Genomic DNA, 13551 nt, shown 5'->3' with positions numbered 1-13551 from the left:
TCACCCCCGATCGCTCGTTTGCGCTACTGATGGACAACGAGTTCTTCATCGGCGCCGTGCTGTCGTCGATCTCTGCGTCCATTGCGCACGGCGACTGGCCGCTTCGCATGGATACCGTGCTCGGCGGCGTGCCACTCTACAACTTTCCGCAGTTGTCGCCACTCTACCCGTTGTACTTTGCATCGCTTCCTATTTTTCGGACGCCGACTGAGGTTGTCCATTCGATGCACTGGATCACGCTGGGTCACCTGCTGATTCTGCAGATCAACACCTACGTGTTCCTGAGAGTCATCGGTGCTTCGCGCATTGCGGCCGTCGCCGGCGCCGGACTGTTCGCATTCAGTGCGAACAGCTTGACATACGCGGCCTGGCTGAACATTACCGCGCCCTACGCCTGGTTCCCCCTCTACTTGGCCGGGCTCGTCGGCATCTTTCGATTTCCTGGACGGCCCAGTTTCGTTGCCATGGCCTTGGTGAGCATCGTGCTCCTGGCACTGGCCTCCCCAGCCCAACCGTTAATCCACGCCATCTTGCTATCGGTGATTTTCGTGATTGCGCACTGGGCAAGCATCGGGCTGGCCGAGGGATGGCAGCGGACGAAGCATCCACTCGCCCTGCTGATCGCGGTCGGTGTGCTGGCTTGCATGCTCGTCTCTCCGGTGCTCATGCCGGCAGCCCTCGAATTCAAGGGCATGATCCGCTGGATCGGCCCCTTTCCTCCCGTGGTTGGGAATGCACCCATTCCCTTCACCGCCTTCCAGATCGACCAGTTGTCCATTCGGGATCTTGCCGGCGTACTCTTCCGGCAAGAAGGCGCTGCCGTCGGCAGCCCTTATGTCGGAGTGATCGCGCTTGCCCTGGCCGGCGTCGCAGCGGTCTCTTGCTTCGGCTCGTGGATCACAAAAGCACTCGTCTTCATCGCGATCTACTCGATCATTTCCTCGACGGGAAGCAACCTCGGGCTGGCACACGTGAACTATCTCGTCCCCATCCTGAACAAGATTCGCGAGCCAAGCCGATTCCTCGTCTTGTTCCAGTTCGCGATCGCCGCCCTCGCGGCCCTCGGTATCGATCAGTTGCGCCGCAGAGCATCCGCAGACGCCGAGACGTCCACGCCAGCTCGAAGGCTCGGGCAACTCGCTTCACTTTGGATCGTCGCGGCGCTGGGAACGGCGTTGCTGCTGCTGACTGACGGGCGAGTCATTTCGCCGGTGCCGCCGTGGGCGTCGATCCTGTTTCTGCTTCTGCTGATCGCGATCACCCTGTGGTCGAGCCGCAAGCCCTCGCGACTGTCAAATCTCCTCATCGGTGCGCTGTGGGCTTCTGGCGCCCTCCTGCTTCTCGCCGCCGATGTTCGCTGGACTCCGGCGCCCCTCTACACCAGTACCTACAACACCGGTGGCGGACGCCAACTCGACAAGGTATTCGACCGACTCGCGCAACTCGATCCGCAACGCCAGTACCGAGTGATCTTCGACGGAAGCATCGACAAGCAGATGGCGTCCATGCTGGCATCGTACAAGGGCATCCGCACCTTGAATGCGTACTTCAATCCGGCGCCGTACCGGCAGTTCGAGGAGCTCTACTACCATGGCCCCCGGTCAATCAACTATTTTCAGGCGCTCGGTGCACGTTATCTGATCTGCGATTCCTGCAAGGAAGACGCGATTCGTGGCTATTCGTTTCTGGAAAGCGTCGACGCATTGAGCATCTACGAAGCCAAGCAGGCCCTGCCGCATAGCCAGATGCTGACTGCCGTGGACGGGACGTATGCGAGTCTTGGCGACTTCGCCGCGAAGCTCACGAACGCAGATCTGTCTCAAGGGCTGCTGTATGTGCGGGCCGAGGACATCGATGTCGCCGGCCCGCCACCGCAAACCAGGTGCGAGGCCCGTGAAACTCGGCGCTCCGACAGTCGAATGAGCATGGTGACGCGATGCCCGACCAAAGGCGTGTTGATTGTGAACGAGTTCTTCGACGAGGCGTGGAAAGCGGCCATAGACGGCGACCGAGCCCGAATTCTTCGCGTCAACGGTAGCCAGATGGCGGTTGCACTGCCACCCGGGCAGCACGAGATCGAATTTCGGTATCGACCAAAGAGCTTTCTGTTCTCAATTCCCATTGCGATCCTGGCCCTGGTGACCTGTGCCGTCCTTATCGCGCTGCGCCGGAGAGCACGGAGATCCATTCAGTCGATCGCGTGAGTCCTCGCACTCGGTTCTGATTTCTGCAAGACGATTAGCACTTGAATCAGCCGTTGCCTATCACGAGGCGTCGACTTGTATAAACGGACGGGTAGGTGCCTGGATCTCACGCGCGAGGCATCTGAATCGCAGGGTGTGCATGGCGCTGATTGGCGCTTGCCGAGCGGCGCTGTGAACGCGCACCAGCTGAACGCTCGACAAAATTCGATCACGACAACTTCACTAGACGATGATCGGTTCGCGAGCAGATGTGATAATTTCGCCTGCGTGAGCGACTTCAGCAGTGCCCGCATCTTCTCCGTGCCACCGCACGCACTTCATCATTTATTCGAGCGCATCTCCACTTGGAAAAAGACCAGTCTGCTGACGGATTGCGAGGGTGGGCAGCGTTGAATGTGTTTGCCTCGCACTTCTTGTTGGCGTTGTTTCCCCTGGGTTTCGTTCACTTCTTTCCTTGGGTTGCGCAATCCGGAGCGAAGGCGAGCCACTTCGACGGCATGCTGTCGGCGCCATTTCTCTCGATTCTGTGGAACGGCAGATTTCCCGTCTCAGTTTTCTTCGTGCTGAGTGGCTACGTCCTTACGAACGCCTTCGTAGACCTGCGTGACATCGATGCTCTTAGATCCAAAGTGGCCCGTCGCTATTTCAGATTGGGCATCCCGGTCTTCTTCAGCGTCATGCTGGCATACTCGCTGATGAAGCTCGGCGCCTATCACTCTGTCGAGACCGTTCAGGTCACATCGTCGGCGTGGCTGGCAAGCCAGATTCTTCAGGGTCCACCGGACTTGGGGGCAGCTCTCAAAGAAGGACTCTATGAATCCATCTTCACCATCAAGCATGCCTACAACCCCGCACTGTGGACGATGCGCATCGAGTTTTTTGGCTCGATGCTCATATTCTCGTACAGGGCTCTGGCTTGGCCGGGCAGGCGCGAGATCGTCGCAGCGGCGATCTACGTGGCGTTGGTGTTCTTCCTTGACCCAATGCTCTGGCCACTCTACTTAGCGTTCCTGCTTGGCAGCCATATAGGTGACATGCCGCGCCCGAAAACCGCAATCCATGCTTGGGCGGCCGCAGTGGTCGGCATTGCCCTAGGCAGCGTCGACCAGTCAGCTATTTTTGCGTGGTTTCATTTGATGCCGCTCGAGTTCGAAACTCGCTCGGCTTTGTACTCGGTGCTCGGCGGAGCACTGTTGGTCTATGGAGTGCGTGGAGGCGCATTCAAGCGGCTCTTGCTAGGCAGGGTGTCCCAGTTTTTGGGGCGTGTTTCCTACTCACTGTATTTGGTCCATCTCCCGATCATCTTCTCGGTCGGATGCGGGTTGTTCAATTGGATGCACAGCGAAAAGGGCTTTGCGCGCGAGAGCGCAGCGGCAATGTCTCTGGCGTTGACGACGATGTGCGTGATCGCGGTCGCGTGGATATTTGAACGCTTGGTCGATAGCCCCGCCATTCGCTTTTCAAAGGCCATCTTTCGGCCATCGCCAATCGCGCGGCTGCGCAAGCGAGGCTCGACCTCGGATGTTGCCGAACCAACGCCACGTTGAAGGGCACCTTGCTGGTTGCATCCAACGCAGCCGATCAGGTCTTAAAGGCCGCGAAGGCTATGGCCGTCGGGTATTCGACTGCATGCGTCGTGACCCTGCAAAAGCCCGCGTTCATGATAAATGTCCAGGCATCTGCACCAAACTCTGTCTGCACGATCAGGTCATCTGTGGCCGTTGCAGCATCGCCATGAAAGCTCTTCGGCAAACCAGTCCGATCGCGACTCATCCTGCCAACGATGATCGGCACCGTGAAGCAAAGGGCGCCTGTAGTCTTGAGAACGCGCCGACACTCCTCGAGGCCATGTACCGGATTGGGTACGTGCTCCAATGTGTCTGAATGGACCACGATGTCGAAGCTCTCATCCGGGTAGGGGAGAGCGTGCATGTCGACCTCGGGATACTTCCCGAACACATAACCGCCGAACCCTCGAATCGTAGGCGTGAGCGATCCGGCCTCATTCAATTCGAGAATGCGCAGCGTACGACCAGTGGGGGTGTCTATCGCCTCCTGGAGCGTGCCACTCATGCATAGGCACGAGAGAATGGCGCGGGCCAAAGCAATGGATCGCAGGTTCGCCCCGCATCGCGTGCATTGCTCGCCTTGCTGGCGATCTATGTAATCCGCCTCGCGTCTGGAGATCTGCCATTCATCGATCAATCCCTGCCAGAGAATCGAGCGAGCAGAAAACTCCGCGCCGCCGCACACGCTGCACATCAAATTATGTCGAATCATCCGCCGAGCTTAGCTGCAAAGGAGAAAGTTGGTCCCAGCGGCAGTTGGATCGATCAAAATTGGCCGAGACGTCCCTTGTCGGCTTGGTTCATCCAAACCCAATGCGTGGGCGCGACTGCGCTCCTGGTTCCGGCCTTGGGCCCCGGCGACGCGCTGACGCGCTGGAGCGCGGCTTGCGCTGCCTGGGATCGGGCTAGGGAGGACGTTACTTTTCGCTCTCTCACCTGGGAGGGCACTGGAGTGAACGTCTTGAGCCGCATCTGCAAACGACCATCTAGCCCCTGCTGGCCGCCGGGGCCAGTCAGCGCGAGATCGAACGCGTGGCGGGGATCGACCGCAGCGCAAGCTGTGGGGCATATTCATGCACCCCAAGTGCAGACCGAATCAAGCCGCGCTCGTAGAAGGCCCGACGCCTCAGAATCATGACGCAGGGGTCGCGGAATTCGAACGCCAATGGCATGCTGCGCGTCTGCACTATCCTCGCTGGATGCTCAAGAGCCTCGCCAAGACCATGCTGCGCCCGTTCTGGGCGCGGGCGCGAACCCGCTTCGAACAGATCGCCCAGACTAGCAGCGCCGCGAACGCTGCGCGTTTGGGACAGCTGGAGCAACAACTCACCGTGCAGAACGCGGAGATCGACGGCCTCAAGACCCAACTCAACGCCGTAGCGGCTGAGCTCCACCACACGCGCTTTGACACCTTCTCGCCCGACCCCAGCTTCGACCAGGTCGACTCAGCCGCGCCCTTTCTTGAGTTCTCGAACTGCCAGGCCGAGGACTTCTATCACCCCCGGTTCATGCAGCTATGCAAGCTGATCGGCGAGCGCCCGCGCTTCCACCGCAAGCAATGGGAGTGGGTGTTCGTGCTGCACAAGCTGCTGGAGTCCGGTGCCGTCTCGCCCGGCGCGCGCGGGCTGGTGTTCGGTGTGGGGCGGGAACCCTTGCCCGCGGCTTTCGCCGGCATGGGCGCGAACATCACCGCCACGGATGCCCCGCTGGATCTGCCGATGACGGCTGCCTGGTCGTCCACGAACCAGCACAGCACGGCGCTGGCCGGACTGAGCTACCCGGCCATCGTTCCCGACGACAAGCTCGCCCAGCATGTCACGCACGCCTACTGCGACATGACCGCGATCGGCCCCGAATTCACGGGCTACGACTTCAACTGGTCGTCCTGCTGCTTCGAGCACCTGGGCTCGCTCGAGGCGGGCATGCAGTTCGTGGTGAACGCAGTGGAGAAGACGCTGCACCCGAGCGGCGTGGCCGTGCACACCACCGAGTTCAACGCTTCGTCCAACGAGGCCACGGTCGAAACCGGCGAGACGGTGATCTACCGTCGGCGCGACATGGAGGAGTTGGTCCGCAGGCTACGAGAGCGCGGGCACGAGGTCGAAGAGTTCAGGATTGGCCCCATGGCGCACGTCCTGGACTATCACGTCGATGTGCCGCCCTACATGGGCAACATTCATCTGAAGCTGCTGCTCGCGGGCTACGCCTGCACGTCGGTGGGGATCGTGGTGCGGCGCGGGGCCTAGCGCGCTTTTTTTGGCACCAGGCTAGCGTCGGTCGGCGTATCGCTCGAAGGGCACCGGCAGTCCTTAGAGGTCGATGGTGGCGGGCACATGAAATCCGAGTAAGCTGCCACACCGTCGATCGCTTCTCGGGTAGCGCCCAGGGGGGCCGAACAACAACAATACCTTGGACCCCGCAATGACGCCTACAGACACAAGCAGCAACTCCCTGCTTGCAAACCCTCGTCTCGGCCTTCGCCTTGCGGACTGCCACTTTTATCACACGATGGAGGTCCCCGGTCATGGCATCGTCCAGGGCGACTGGGACCTTCGCAACGGCTTGACGGAATATCTCGGCGGCTTCGACTTTGCTGGCAAGCGCGCTTTGGAAATCGGCCCCGCGAGCGGATTCCTGACTTTCGAAATGGAGCGCCGCGGTGCCCAGGTGTTTTCCGTAGAAGTGCAGGACGACCCGGGTTGGGACTTCGTTCCATATCCATCCGCTGTGCTCGAGCCACTGTTTGGCCCACGCCACCAGGTAATGCATCGGCTGAAGAACTCGTGGTGGTTTAATCACGCCGCCTACAACTCGAAAGCGCAGCTCGCCTATGCGGATGCGTACAACCTGCCAGCCGCCATTGACGACTTCGACGTTGCGGTCATGGGTTCGCTGCTGCTGCACACCCGAGCTCCGCTGCAGATCGTCGAGCAATGCGCGAATCGCGCGAAGTCACTGATCATCACAGACCTCTACTTCCCCGAGCTCGAGGGCTCGCCGATCTGTCGGCTCGTGCCCAATGCAGAGAACAACCGATGGGACACTTGGTGGGAGTTCAGCACCGATTTTCTCGTGCATTTCCTCGGGGCGATGGGATTCAAATCCGCCAAGGTCTCGACACACACCCAGCCCCACCTGGGCCGCGCTTATGAGTTGTTCACGATTGTCGCGACGCGGGCTTGAGCCAGACCACTGACGAGTAGGCGATCGCTATCTAGGCGAACAGTCGACCGAGCCATCGGAACGGTGTCATGAGCCTCCACAATCGAGAGCCCGTCAAAGCGGCGAGTTCACGCTTGGCTTCCGAAGAGCTCGCCGATGCAGCGGCCAAGGCCTTCTCGGCCGACTCCGCACGACTCGCGCTTTCAACAAGACTCCGCTGCAATGCTTCTTGCTCCGACGCTTGTTGCTGCCGCTCCGCATCCAGACGCAGCGCCCAGGCAGTGCGTTCATCAAACTCGGACTGGAGCTTCACATGCGTGGCGGCGAGTTCCTTGTGTTCGCGGTCCAATCCCGATGCCCATCGCATCACGTCCTGCTGAACGCTGTACAGATCGCTCCCGTCCTCGATGAACAGGTTGGGCTTCACCACGGGCAACATGTCTTCACTCGCCGCACACACCGCGACGAAGTACATGCTTTTTTCTGGATTGAAGGTCTTGGAATGAGCGCGCCCCTGCTCCAGGAGCAGCGCCTCGTAGTGGCCTGCGGCTGAATCGACCGGCAGCAAGGCGGAGGCCGTGAGAAAGCGCTGACCAAAATAGCGAACTGCGCCAAAGTGCCGATGCAGCAACGCATCTAGTTCATCGAAGTAGAGCTCTTTGACGTGAAACTCGTTCACATAGTTTCGATCGTCGGAATAGACCTGCTTGTTGGGCGACGAAATGACCAGGATGCCGCTTGGCTTGAGAACACGCCGCAGTTCCCCAAGCATCTGCTCTTGCTCTGCAAGATGCTCCAATGTCTCGAATGAGACCAGCACATCGACACTGGCGTCGTCCACGGGTACGCGCGTCGCGCTACCTTGAATGAAGCGCAAGTTCGCTTGAGCGGAATAGTTGCGGCTCGCGTGGTTCACGGCGTCCTGCGAAATATCGACTCCGATCACGGATTCGGCCACTTGGGCAAGCAACGCAGATCCATATCCTTCCCCGCACGCGATATCGAGCACCGTGCGGCCACGGCACAGGGCTTGAGCCCAACAGTAGCGGTGCATGTGCTCATAGCGGATCTCGCCGCCTTCCGAAGGAATGAACCGTTCGCCCGTAAATTCAAGCATGCAGTTGTTCTCGATGTAACTCAGTCAAACAGGTCGGCAGAGCGGAATGCAACGGCGGCCGCGTCCTTGACCGACAACTGAGGTTCCATGCCGATATCCTGCCAACGAATGTTCAAGGTGGTGTCGTTCCAGGCGATTGAGCGTTCATGCTCGGGTGCGTAGTAGCTCGTCGTCTTGTAGAGAAAGTCGGCCGACTCGCTGGTCACCATGAAGCCATGCGCAAAACCCTCAGGCACCCACAACTGCTTGTGATTCTCTTCGGTGAGCTCCACGCCCACCCATTGCCCGAAGGTCGGCGATGACTTGCGGATGTCCACCGCGACATCGAAAACCGCGCCACGCACCACGCGCACCAGCTTCCCTTGCGGCTGCTGAATCTGGTAGTGCAGCCCGCGCAGCACGCCCTTCACCGACCGCGAATGGTTGTCCTGCAGGAACTCCACGTGCCGGCCGACCGCCTCATCGAAGGCCTTGCCGTTGAAGCTCTCGTAGAAGAACCCGCGCGCATCGCCAAACACCTTCGGCTCGATCACGAGCACATCGGGAATTGAAGTACGCGTGACCTTCACGACCGCACCCCGTCCGTCAGCAGGTGGTTCAGGTACTTGCCGTAACCGCTCTTCTCCAGCGGCTTCGCGAGGGCCGCGAGCTGCTCGGCGTCGATAAAGCCGTGGCGCCATGCGATTTCCTCGGGGCACGCGATCTTGAGTCCTTGCCGATGCTCCAGCGTAGCGATGAACTGCCCGGCTTCGAGCAGGCTTTCGTGCGTGCCCGTGTCCAGCCAGGCATAGCCCCGCTGCATGATCTGCACATTGAGCTGGCCGCGCTCCAGGTAGGCTTGGTTGACAGCAGTGATCTCCAGCTCGCCGCGCGCGCTTGGCTTCACCGCCTTGGCGATATCGACGACCTGGTTGTCGTAGAAGTAGAGGCCGGTCACCGCATAGCTGCTCTTTGGCTTGGCGGGCTTTTCCTCGATGCTGCTGGCCTTGCCCTTGGCATCGAACGCGACCACGCCATAGCGCTCCGGGTCATGCACGTGATAGGCGAAGACCGTTGCACCCTTCTGCTTGGCGTCCGCATCGGAAAGCAGGTGCACGAGGTCGTGGCCGTAAAAGATGTTGTCGCCCAGCACCAGGGCGCTCGGCGCATTCCCCACGAACTTGTCACCAATGATGAACGCCTGCGCCAGCCCGTCCGGGCTCGGCTGCACCGCATACTGGATGTTGATGCCCCACTGGCTCCCATCGCCCAGCAATTGCTGGAAGCGCGGTGTGTCCTGCGGCGTGCTGATGACCAGGATGTCGCGCATGCCGCCCAGCATCAGCGTGCTGAGGGGGTAGTAGATCATCGGCTTGTCGTACACCGGCAGCAGCTGCTTGCTGAGCGCCAGCGTGGCCGGATGCAGGCGTGTGCCGGAGCCTCCGGCGAGGATGATGCCTTTGCGTTGCGTCATGGGTTCTTCTTCCGGTGGTGGTTCAGAGCGTCTCGTGCAGCATGCGCGCGACGCCGGTCTGCCAGGACGGCAGGCTGAGGCCGAAGGCGGACCGCAGCTTGAGGGTACTCAGGCGCGAATTGTGCGGCCGCGCAGCCGGCGTGGGGAAGGCGCTGGTCGGCACGGGGTCGACCATGGCAGGCCCGGCCTTCAGCGCGACGCCGGTCGCCTCGGCTTGCTCGAGCACGAAGCGCGCATAGCCGTGCCAGGTGGTCTCGCCCGCGGCCGCCAGGTGATACAGCCCGGCCTTGGCCGGATCGCGCAGGGTGTCGCGGATCGCATGGGCCGTCACGTCGGCCAGCAGCTCGGCGCCGGTCGGCGCGCCGAACTGGTCGTCGATCACGGTGAGCCGCTCGCGCTCCCTGGCCAGCCGCAGCATGGTCTTGGCGAAGTTGCCGCCGCGCGCGGCATAGACCCAGCTGGTGCGAAAGATCAGGTGCTTCGGGCAATGCGCGGCGATCAGCTGCTCGCCCTCGAGCTTGGTGCGGCCGTAAGCGCTGAGGGGCCCGGTGGCATCGTCTTCCTGCCAGGGGCGCTCGCCGCTGCCGTCGAACACGTAGTCGGTGGAGTAGTGCACCATCAGCGCGCCGACCTGCTGCGCGGCCTGCGCGATGGCGCCGGGCGCGGTCGCATTCAGCGTGCGCGCGAGCTCGGGCTCGCTCTCGGCCTTGTCGACGGCGGTGTGGGCGGCGGCATTGACGATCACGTCGGGCCGAAGCGTCAGCACCGTCTGCGCCAACTGCTCCGGATGCCGCAGGTCGCCCGCGAAATCGGTGCTCGCGGAGCCCAGCGCCACCAGTTCGCCGAGCGGCGCCAGGCTGCGCTGCAGCTCCCAGCCCACCTGCCCCGTCTTGCCGAGCAGCAACAGCTTCATGCGGCCTCGTACTGCTTCTTCACCCAGTCGCGGTAGGCGCCGCTTTGCACGTTGTGCACCCAGGCCGCGTTGTCCAGGTACCACTCGACGGTCTTGCGGATGCCGGTGTCGAAGGTTTCGGCCGGCTTCCAGCCCAGCTCGCGCTCGAGCTTGCGCGCGTCGATGGCGTAGCGGCGGTCGTGGCCGGGGCGGTCGGTGACGAAGCTGATTTGTTCCTTGTAGCTGCGGCCGTCGAGGCGCGGGCGCAGCTCGTCCAGCAGTGCGCAGACGGTGTGGACGATTTCGATATTGGGCTTCTCGTTCCAGCCGCCCACGTTGTAGGTCTCGCCGAGCCGGCCGGCCTCGAGCACGCGGCGGATGGCGCCGCAGTGATCCTTCACGTAGAGCCAGTCGCGCACCTGCATGCCATCGCCGTACACCGGCAGCGGCTTGCCGGCGAGCGCGTTGACGATCATCAGCGGGATCAGCTTCTCGGGGAAGTGGAAGGGGCCGTAGTTGTTCGAGCAGTTGGTGGTGAGCACCGGCAGGCCGTAGGTGTGGTGCCAGGCGCGCACCAGGTGATCGCTCGCGGCCTTGCTGGCCGAGTAGGGGCTGTTGGGCTCGTACTTGTTCTCTTCGGTGAAGGCCGGGTCGCTCGCCGAGAGCGAGCCGTAGACCTCGTCGGTCGAGACGTGGAGCAAGCGGAAGGCTGCCTTCTGCTCTGCCGGCAAACCACCCCAGTAGCCCCGCACCGATTCGACCAGGCGGAAGGTGCCGAGCACGTTGGTCTGGACGAAGTCCTCGGGCCCGTGGATCGAGCGGTCCACATGCGACTCGGCCGCGAAGTTGAGCACGGCGCGCGGCTGGTGTTCGGCCAGCAGCCGGTCGACCAAGGCGCTGTCGCCGATGTCGCCCTGCACGAAGATGTGCTTCGGGTTGTTGTCGAGCGAAGCCAGCGTCTCGAGATTGCCGGCGTACGTCAGCTTGTCGAGGTTGACGATGGGCTCATCGCTTTGAGCCAGCCAATCGAGAACGAAGTTGGCGCCGATGAAGCCGGCGCCGCCGGTAACCAGGATCATGCAGTCTCCCGTTGTGCAATGTGAAAAGGCCGTCTTGCGCCGGCAACCGGGGATTATCCCATCGCAAGGTTTTCGAATTTCCGGCGCGCGCAGGGCGAGACGGTCGGGCGGTCACATTCCGACCCCGTGCATCTCGCCGTTGGTGAAGCCCGGGTAAAGCCTGGAACTCCCTCGACCGGGGCCGGGTCCGTGTGGGGTTGTCGAGGTAACAAAAAAATGACAGGCGCCGCACGCTTCCGCGAAATTGTCTTCATGGACGACTTCTTTCGCTCGTCGGACAACACGCTGCAATCGCATCCCGCAAACCGCCGATTCCTGTGCCGGGCCTTCGGCCTGCAGGCCAGGCGCCTCGACATCCCCATTCGGGAGATGTTCCCACGCTCCGAAGGCAGCGAACTCGACGTCGCGGCGATGATGGGCGTTCTGTCCCTGCCCCGCCGCTCGGAAGGCTGGGCGCAGGCGAGCATCGCCGATCTGGAACCGCTGGCTGAGGCGGGGCTGATGCCGCGGTTCGACCCCGGCACGCTGGTGATCGGCTGGGGCCTGTCGCCGTCACTCATGCATGCCATCGACCGGGGCGGCGCATCGTTCATCGATCTCGAGATCGCACCGATCCGCTTCGCTTCGCATCTGGCGTTCTGCGCCCGCACCAACGATCGCCTGATCGAAGCGGCGCTCGCCGCCTGGCGCATCGAAGAGGAAAGCTACTGGAACGAAGCGGGCGTTCTGCAGGGCTATTTTTCGCGGCGAAGCGCTCCCTTCCTGTTCAGCCGGAATCTCCGCGTCGGGCTGTTCTGCGGACAGACCGCCATCGACCTGGCACTGGTCAGGGACGGCAAGATCGCCCGCCCGCTCGATGCGCTCGAAGAAGCCCGGGAGCTTGCCGGGCGGGTGGACCTCCTCGTGATCAAGCCCCATCCCTACGAGCCCGACCTGCGGCACCTCGTGGAACTCGCGGCCCAGATACCCAATGCAGCCTGGACGGACGAGAACACCTATGCGCTGCTGTGCGCGGACAACCTGGAATTCGTTTGCGGCCTTTCGTCCGGCGCGCTGCTCGAGGCGAACTATTTCATCAAGCCGTCACGGCACCTGATCGCGCCGGACCGCCACAACCGCAGCCGCGTGCCTGCCGCCTGTTCGGACTGGGCTTTCGTCGGTCCGGGCATCGCGTCGCTGGAAGGGCTGGCCAGGATCTGCGCAGGCTCGGGCACGGTCCCCCCGCGCCCGTCCCGCTTTCCGGACGATGCGCTGGACCGGGTGTTCGGAACCCGCTGGGGCCTGGACGCACACAGCGCCGGACTGCGCGCGCTGCCCACCCTGGCGCTCGACCGCATCCATGAGTTCCACAGCGGCCAGGCCGCGACGGGATGGCTCAGTTTTGGCTGGCACCTGCCGGAGGGCACAGGCGTCTGGACCGCGGGCGAGCGCGCCTGCATCGTCATCCCGCTCGATGCTGCCCACCTGGACGACGCGCCCGAACAGCTGCTCATCTGCATCGAGGGCCTGCTTTTTGTAGGAACCTCTCCACGCAACCCCATCGTTCGGGCGTGGATCAACGGCCAGCGGGCCCACCTTCAAGTGGCGGAAGGCACCCCCGGAAAGGCCGACGCGCGCTTCAACCTGTACGCTCGATTTCATGAGGCCAGGAAGACGCCCGCGCTCGTGCTCGAGTTCGAGATCACCGATCCGCAGCGGCCGTGCGACATGGGGCTCGGCGACGATACCCGCCGGCTGGGATTCCACCTGCAGCGAATTTCCATGCGGCCGAATCCTGCCCCGGGTGTCGTGGAGAAAGCCCCTGCACGCGTCCCCCACGCTTCGCACGGGAGGCGGGCCGGCCGGCACGCGGTCAGCCTGTACATGGCGGCGGCCTGTCTGGGCTTGCTGGGCGCCGCGATGCTCCCGGCGGGCACCGGCAGGCCCGGACCCTCGACGGCCGACGCGTCACGGTGGGATCAGATCAAGCACGCCGTCGCTTCCGGCGCGGCGCTGGTCCGCGACGACCTTCATCATCTTCTGCACCACGGCTGACGCAGATGAGCATCCGGCTCTAAAAGCCGCGGAGTTCGTGCT

General features: G+C 62.5%; 11 protein-coding genes. 5 read left to right on the top strand and 6 right to left on the bottom strand.

Annotated elements, in window-relative coordinates:
- The first annotated feature begins 29 nt into the window (after positions 1–29).
- Together GXN78_RS16870 and GXN78_RS16865 are read left to right on the top strand one after the other, a co-directional pair.
- Positions 30–2204: a YfhO family protein gene (locus GXN78_RS16870; RefSeq protein WP_164255501.1), complete on the top strand. Its 2175-nt coding sequence runs from the start codon at positions 30–32 to the stop codon at positions 2202–2204.
- Between the two features lie 344 nt (positions 2205–2548).
- Positions 2549–3751 (top strand): acyltransferase, encoded by a 1203-nt coding sequence (locus GXN78_RS16865; RefSeq protein ID WP_164255499.1) that lies wholly within the window; start codon positions 2549–2551, stop codon positions 3749–3751.
- Positions 3752–3785: 34 nt separating this feature from the next.
- Here the strand turns inward: GXN78_RS16865 and GXN78_RS16860 are convergent, their stop codons facing one another.
- A complete protein-coding gene (locus GXN78_RS16860) occupies positions 3786–4484 on the bottom strand; it encodes a class I SAM-dependent methyltransferase (protein ID WP_106557364.1) in 699 nt (232 codons plus the stop codon).
- A gap of 487 nt (positions 4485–4971) precedes the next feature.
- On the opposite strand from GXN78_RS16860, the gene GXN78_RS16855 reads away from it, so the two are divergent.
- Positions 4972–6018, top strand: coding sequence for a hypothetical protein (locus GXN78_RS16855; RefSeq protein ID WP_106557363.1), 1047 nt, complete (start codon positions 4972–4974; stop codon positions 6016–6018).
- Positions 6019–6193: 175 nt separating this feature from the next.
- Positions 6194–6955, top strand: coding sequence for a hypothetical protein (locus GXN78_RS16850; protein WP_146163067.1), 762 nt, complete (start codon positions 6194–6196; stop codon positions 6953–6955).
- 31 nt (positions 6956–6986) lie between these two features.
- Here GXN78_RS16850 and GXN78_RS16845 read toward each other — a convergent pair whose 3' ends face one another.
- From GXN78_RS16845 to rfbB, 5 genes are read right to left on the bottom strand one after another with little or no spacing between them, the layout of a single operon-like run.
- Complete coding sequence (locus GXN78_RS16845; RefSeq protein WP_106557361.1) at positions 6987–8051, bottom strand: class I SAM-dependent methyltransferase; 1065 nt, start codon at positions 8049–8051, stop codon at positions 6987–6989.
- Positions 8052–8071: 20 nt separating this feature from the next.
- Positions 8072–8620 (bottom strand): dTDP-4-dehydrorhamnose 3,5-epimerase, encoded by a 549-nt coding sequence (gene rfbC / locus GXN78_RS16840; protein ID WP_106557360.1) that lies wholly within the window; start codon positions 8618–8620, stop codon positions 8072–8074.
- The gene (gene rfbA / locus GXN78_RS16835; RefSeq protein ID WP_106557359.1) at positions 8617–9504 is read right to left on the bottom strand and encodes a glucose-1-phosphate thymidylyltransferase RfbA; all 888 of its coding nucleotides are present in this window, start codon (positions 9502–9504) and stop codon (positions 8617–8619) included. The genes rfbC and rfbA overlap by 4 nt, the downstream gene beginning before the upstream one ends.
- A 22-nt stretch (positions 9505–9526) precedes the next feature.
- Positions 9527–10417, bottom strand: coding sequence for a dTDP-4-dehydrorhamnose reductase (gene rfbD / locus GXN78_RS16830; RefSeq protein ID WP_106557358.1), 891 nt, complete (start codon positions 10415–10417; stop codon positions 9527–9529).
- Complete coding sequence (gene rfbB / locus GXN78_RS16825; protein WP_106557357.1) at positions 10414–11475, bottom strand: dTDP-glucose 4,6-dehydratase; 1062 nt, start codon at positions 11473–11475, stop codon at positions 10414–10416. Before rfbB ends, rfbD begins: the two co-directional genes overlap by 4 nt.
- 216 nt (positions 11476–11691) lie before the next feature.
- On the opposite strand from rfbB, the gene GXN78_RS16820 reads away from it, so the two are divergent.
- Complete coding sequence (locus tag GXN78_RS16820) at positions 11692–13509, top strand: hypothetical protein (RefSeq protein ID WP_106557356.1); 1818 nt, start codon at positions 11692–11694, stop codon at positions 13507–13509.
- Positions 13510–13551: the final 42 nt, after the last annotated feature.

Origin of the sequence: Variovorax sp. WS11 (assembly GCF_010499245.1) — a bacterium.
Taxonomy (GTDB): domain Bacteria; phylum Pseudomonadota; class Gammaproteobacteria; order Burkholderiales; family Burkholderiaceae_C; genus Variovorax.
This window is presented reverse-complemented; position numbering and strand designations above follow the sequence as displayed.

Excerpts from the sequence above, each read along its gene's own strand:
- GXN78_RS16870 (WP_164255501.1), top strand. The coding sequence starts at position 30 with ATGGACAACGAGTTCTTCATCGGCGCCGTGCTGTCGTCGATCTCTGCG.
- GXN78_RS16860 (WP_106557364.1), bottom strand. The coding sequence starts at position 4,484 with ATGATTCGACATAATTTGATGTGCAGCGTGTGCGGCGGCGCGGAGTTT.
- GXN78_RS16855 (WP_106557363.1), top strand. The coding sequence starts at position 4,972 with ATGCTCAAGAGCCTCGCCAAGACCATGCTGCGCCCGTTCTGGGCGCGG.
- GXN78_RS16850 (WP_146163067.1), top strand. The coding sequence starts at position 6,194 with ATGACGCCTACAGACACAAGCAGCAACTCCCTGCTTGCAAACCCTCGT.
- GXN78_RS16845 (WP_106557361.1), bottom strand. The coding sequence starts at position 8,051 with ATGCTTGAATTTACGGGCGAACGGTTCATTCCTTCGGAAGGCGGCGAG.
- rfbA (WP_106557359.1), bottom strand. The coding sequence starts at position 9,504 with ATGACGCAACGCAAAGGCATCATCCTCGCCGGAGGCTCCGGCACACGC.
- rfbD (WP_106557358.1), bottom strand. The coding sequence starts at position 10,417 with ATGAAGCTGTTGCTGCTCGGCAAGACGGGGCAGGTGGGCTGGGAGCTG.
- rfbB (WP_106557357.1), bottom strand. The coding sequence starts at position 11,475 with ATGATCCTGGTTACCGGCGGCGCCGGCTTCATCGGCGCCAACTTCGTT.
- GXN78_RS16820 (WP_106557356.1), top strand. The coding sequence starts at position 11,692 with ATGACAGGCGCCGCACGCTTCCGCGAAATTGTCTTCATGGACGACTTC.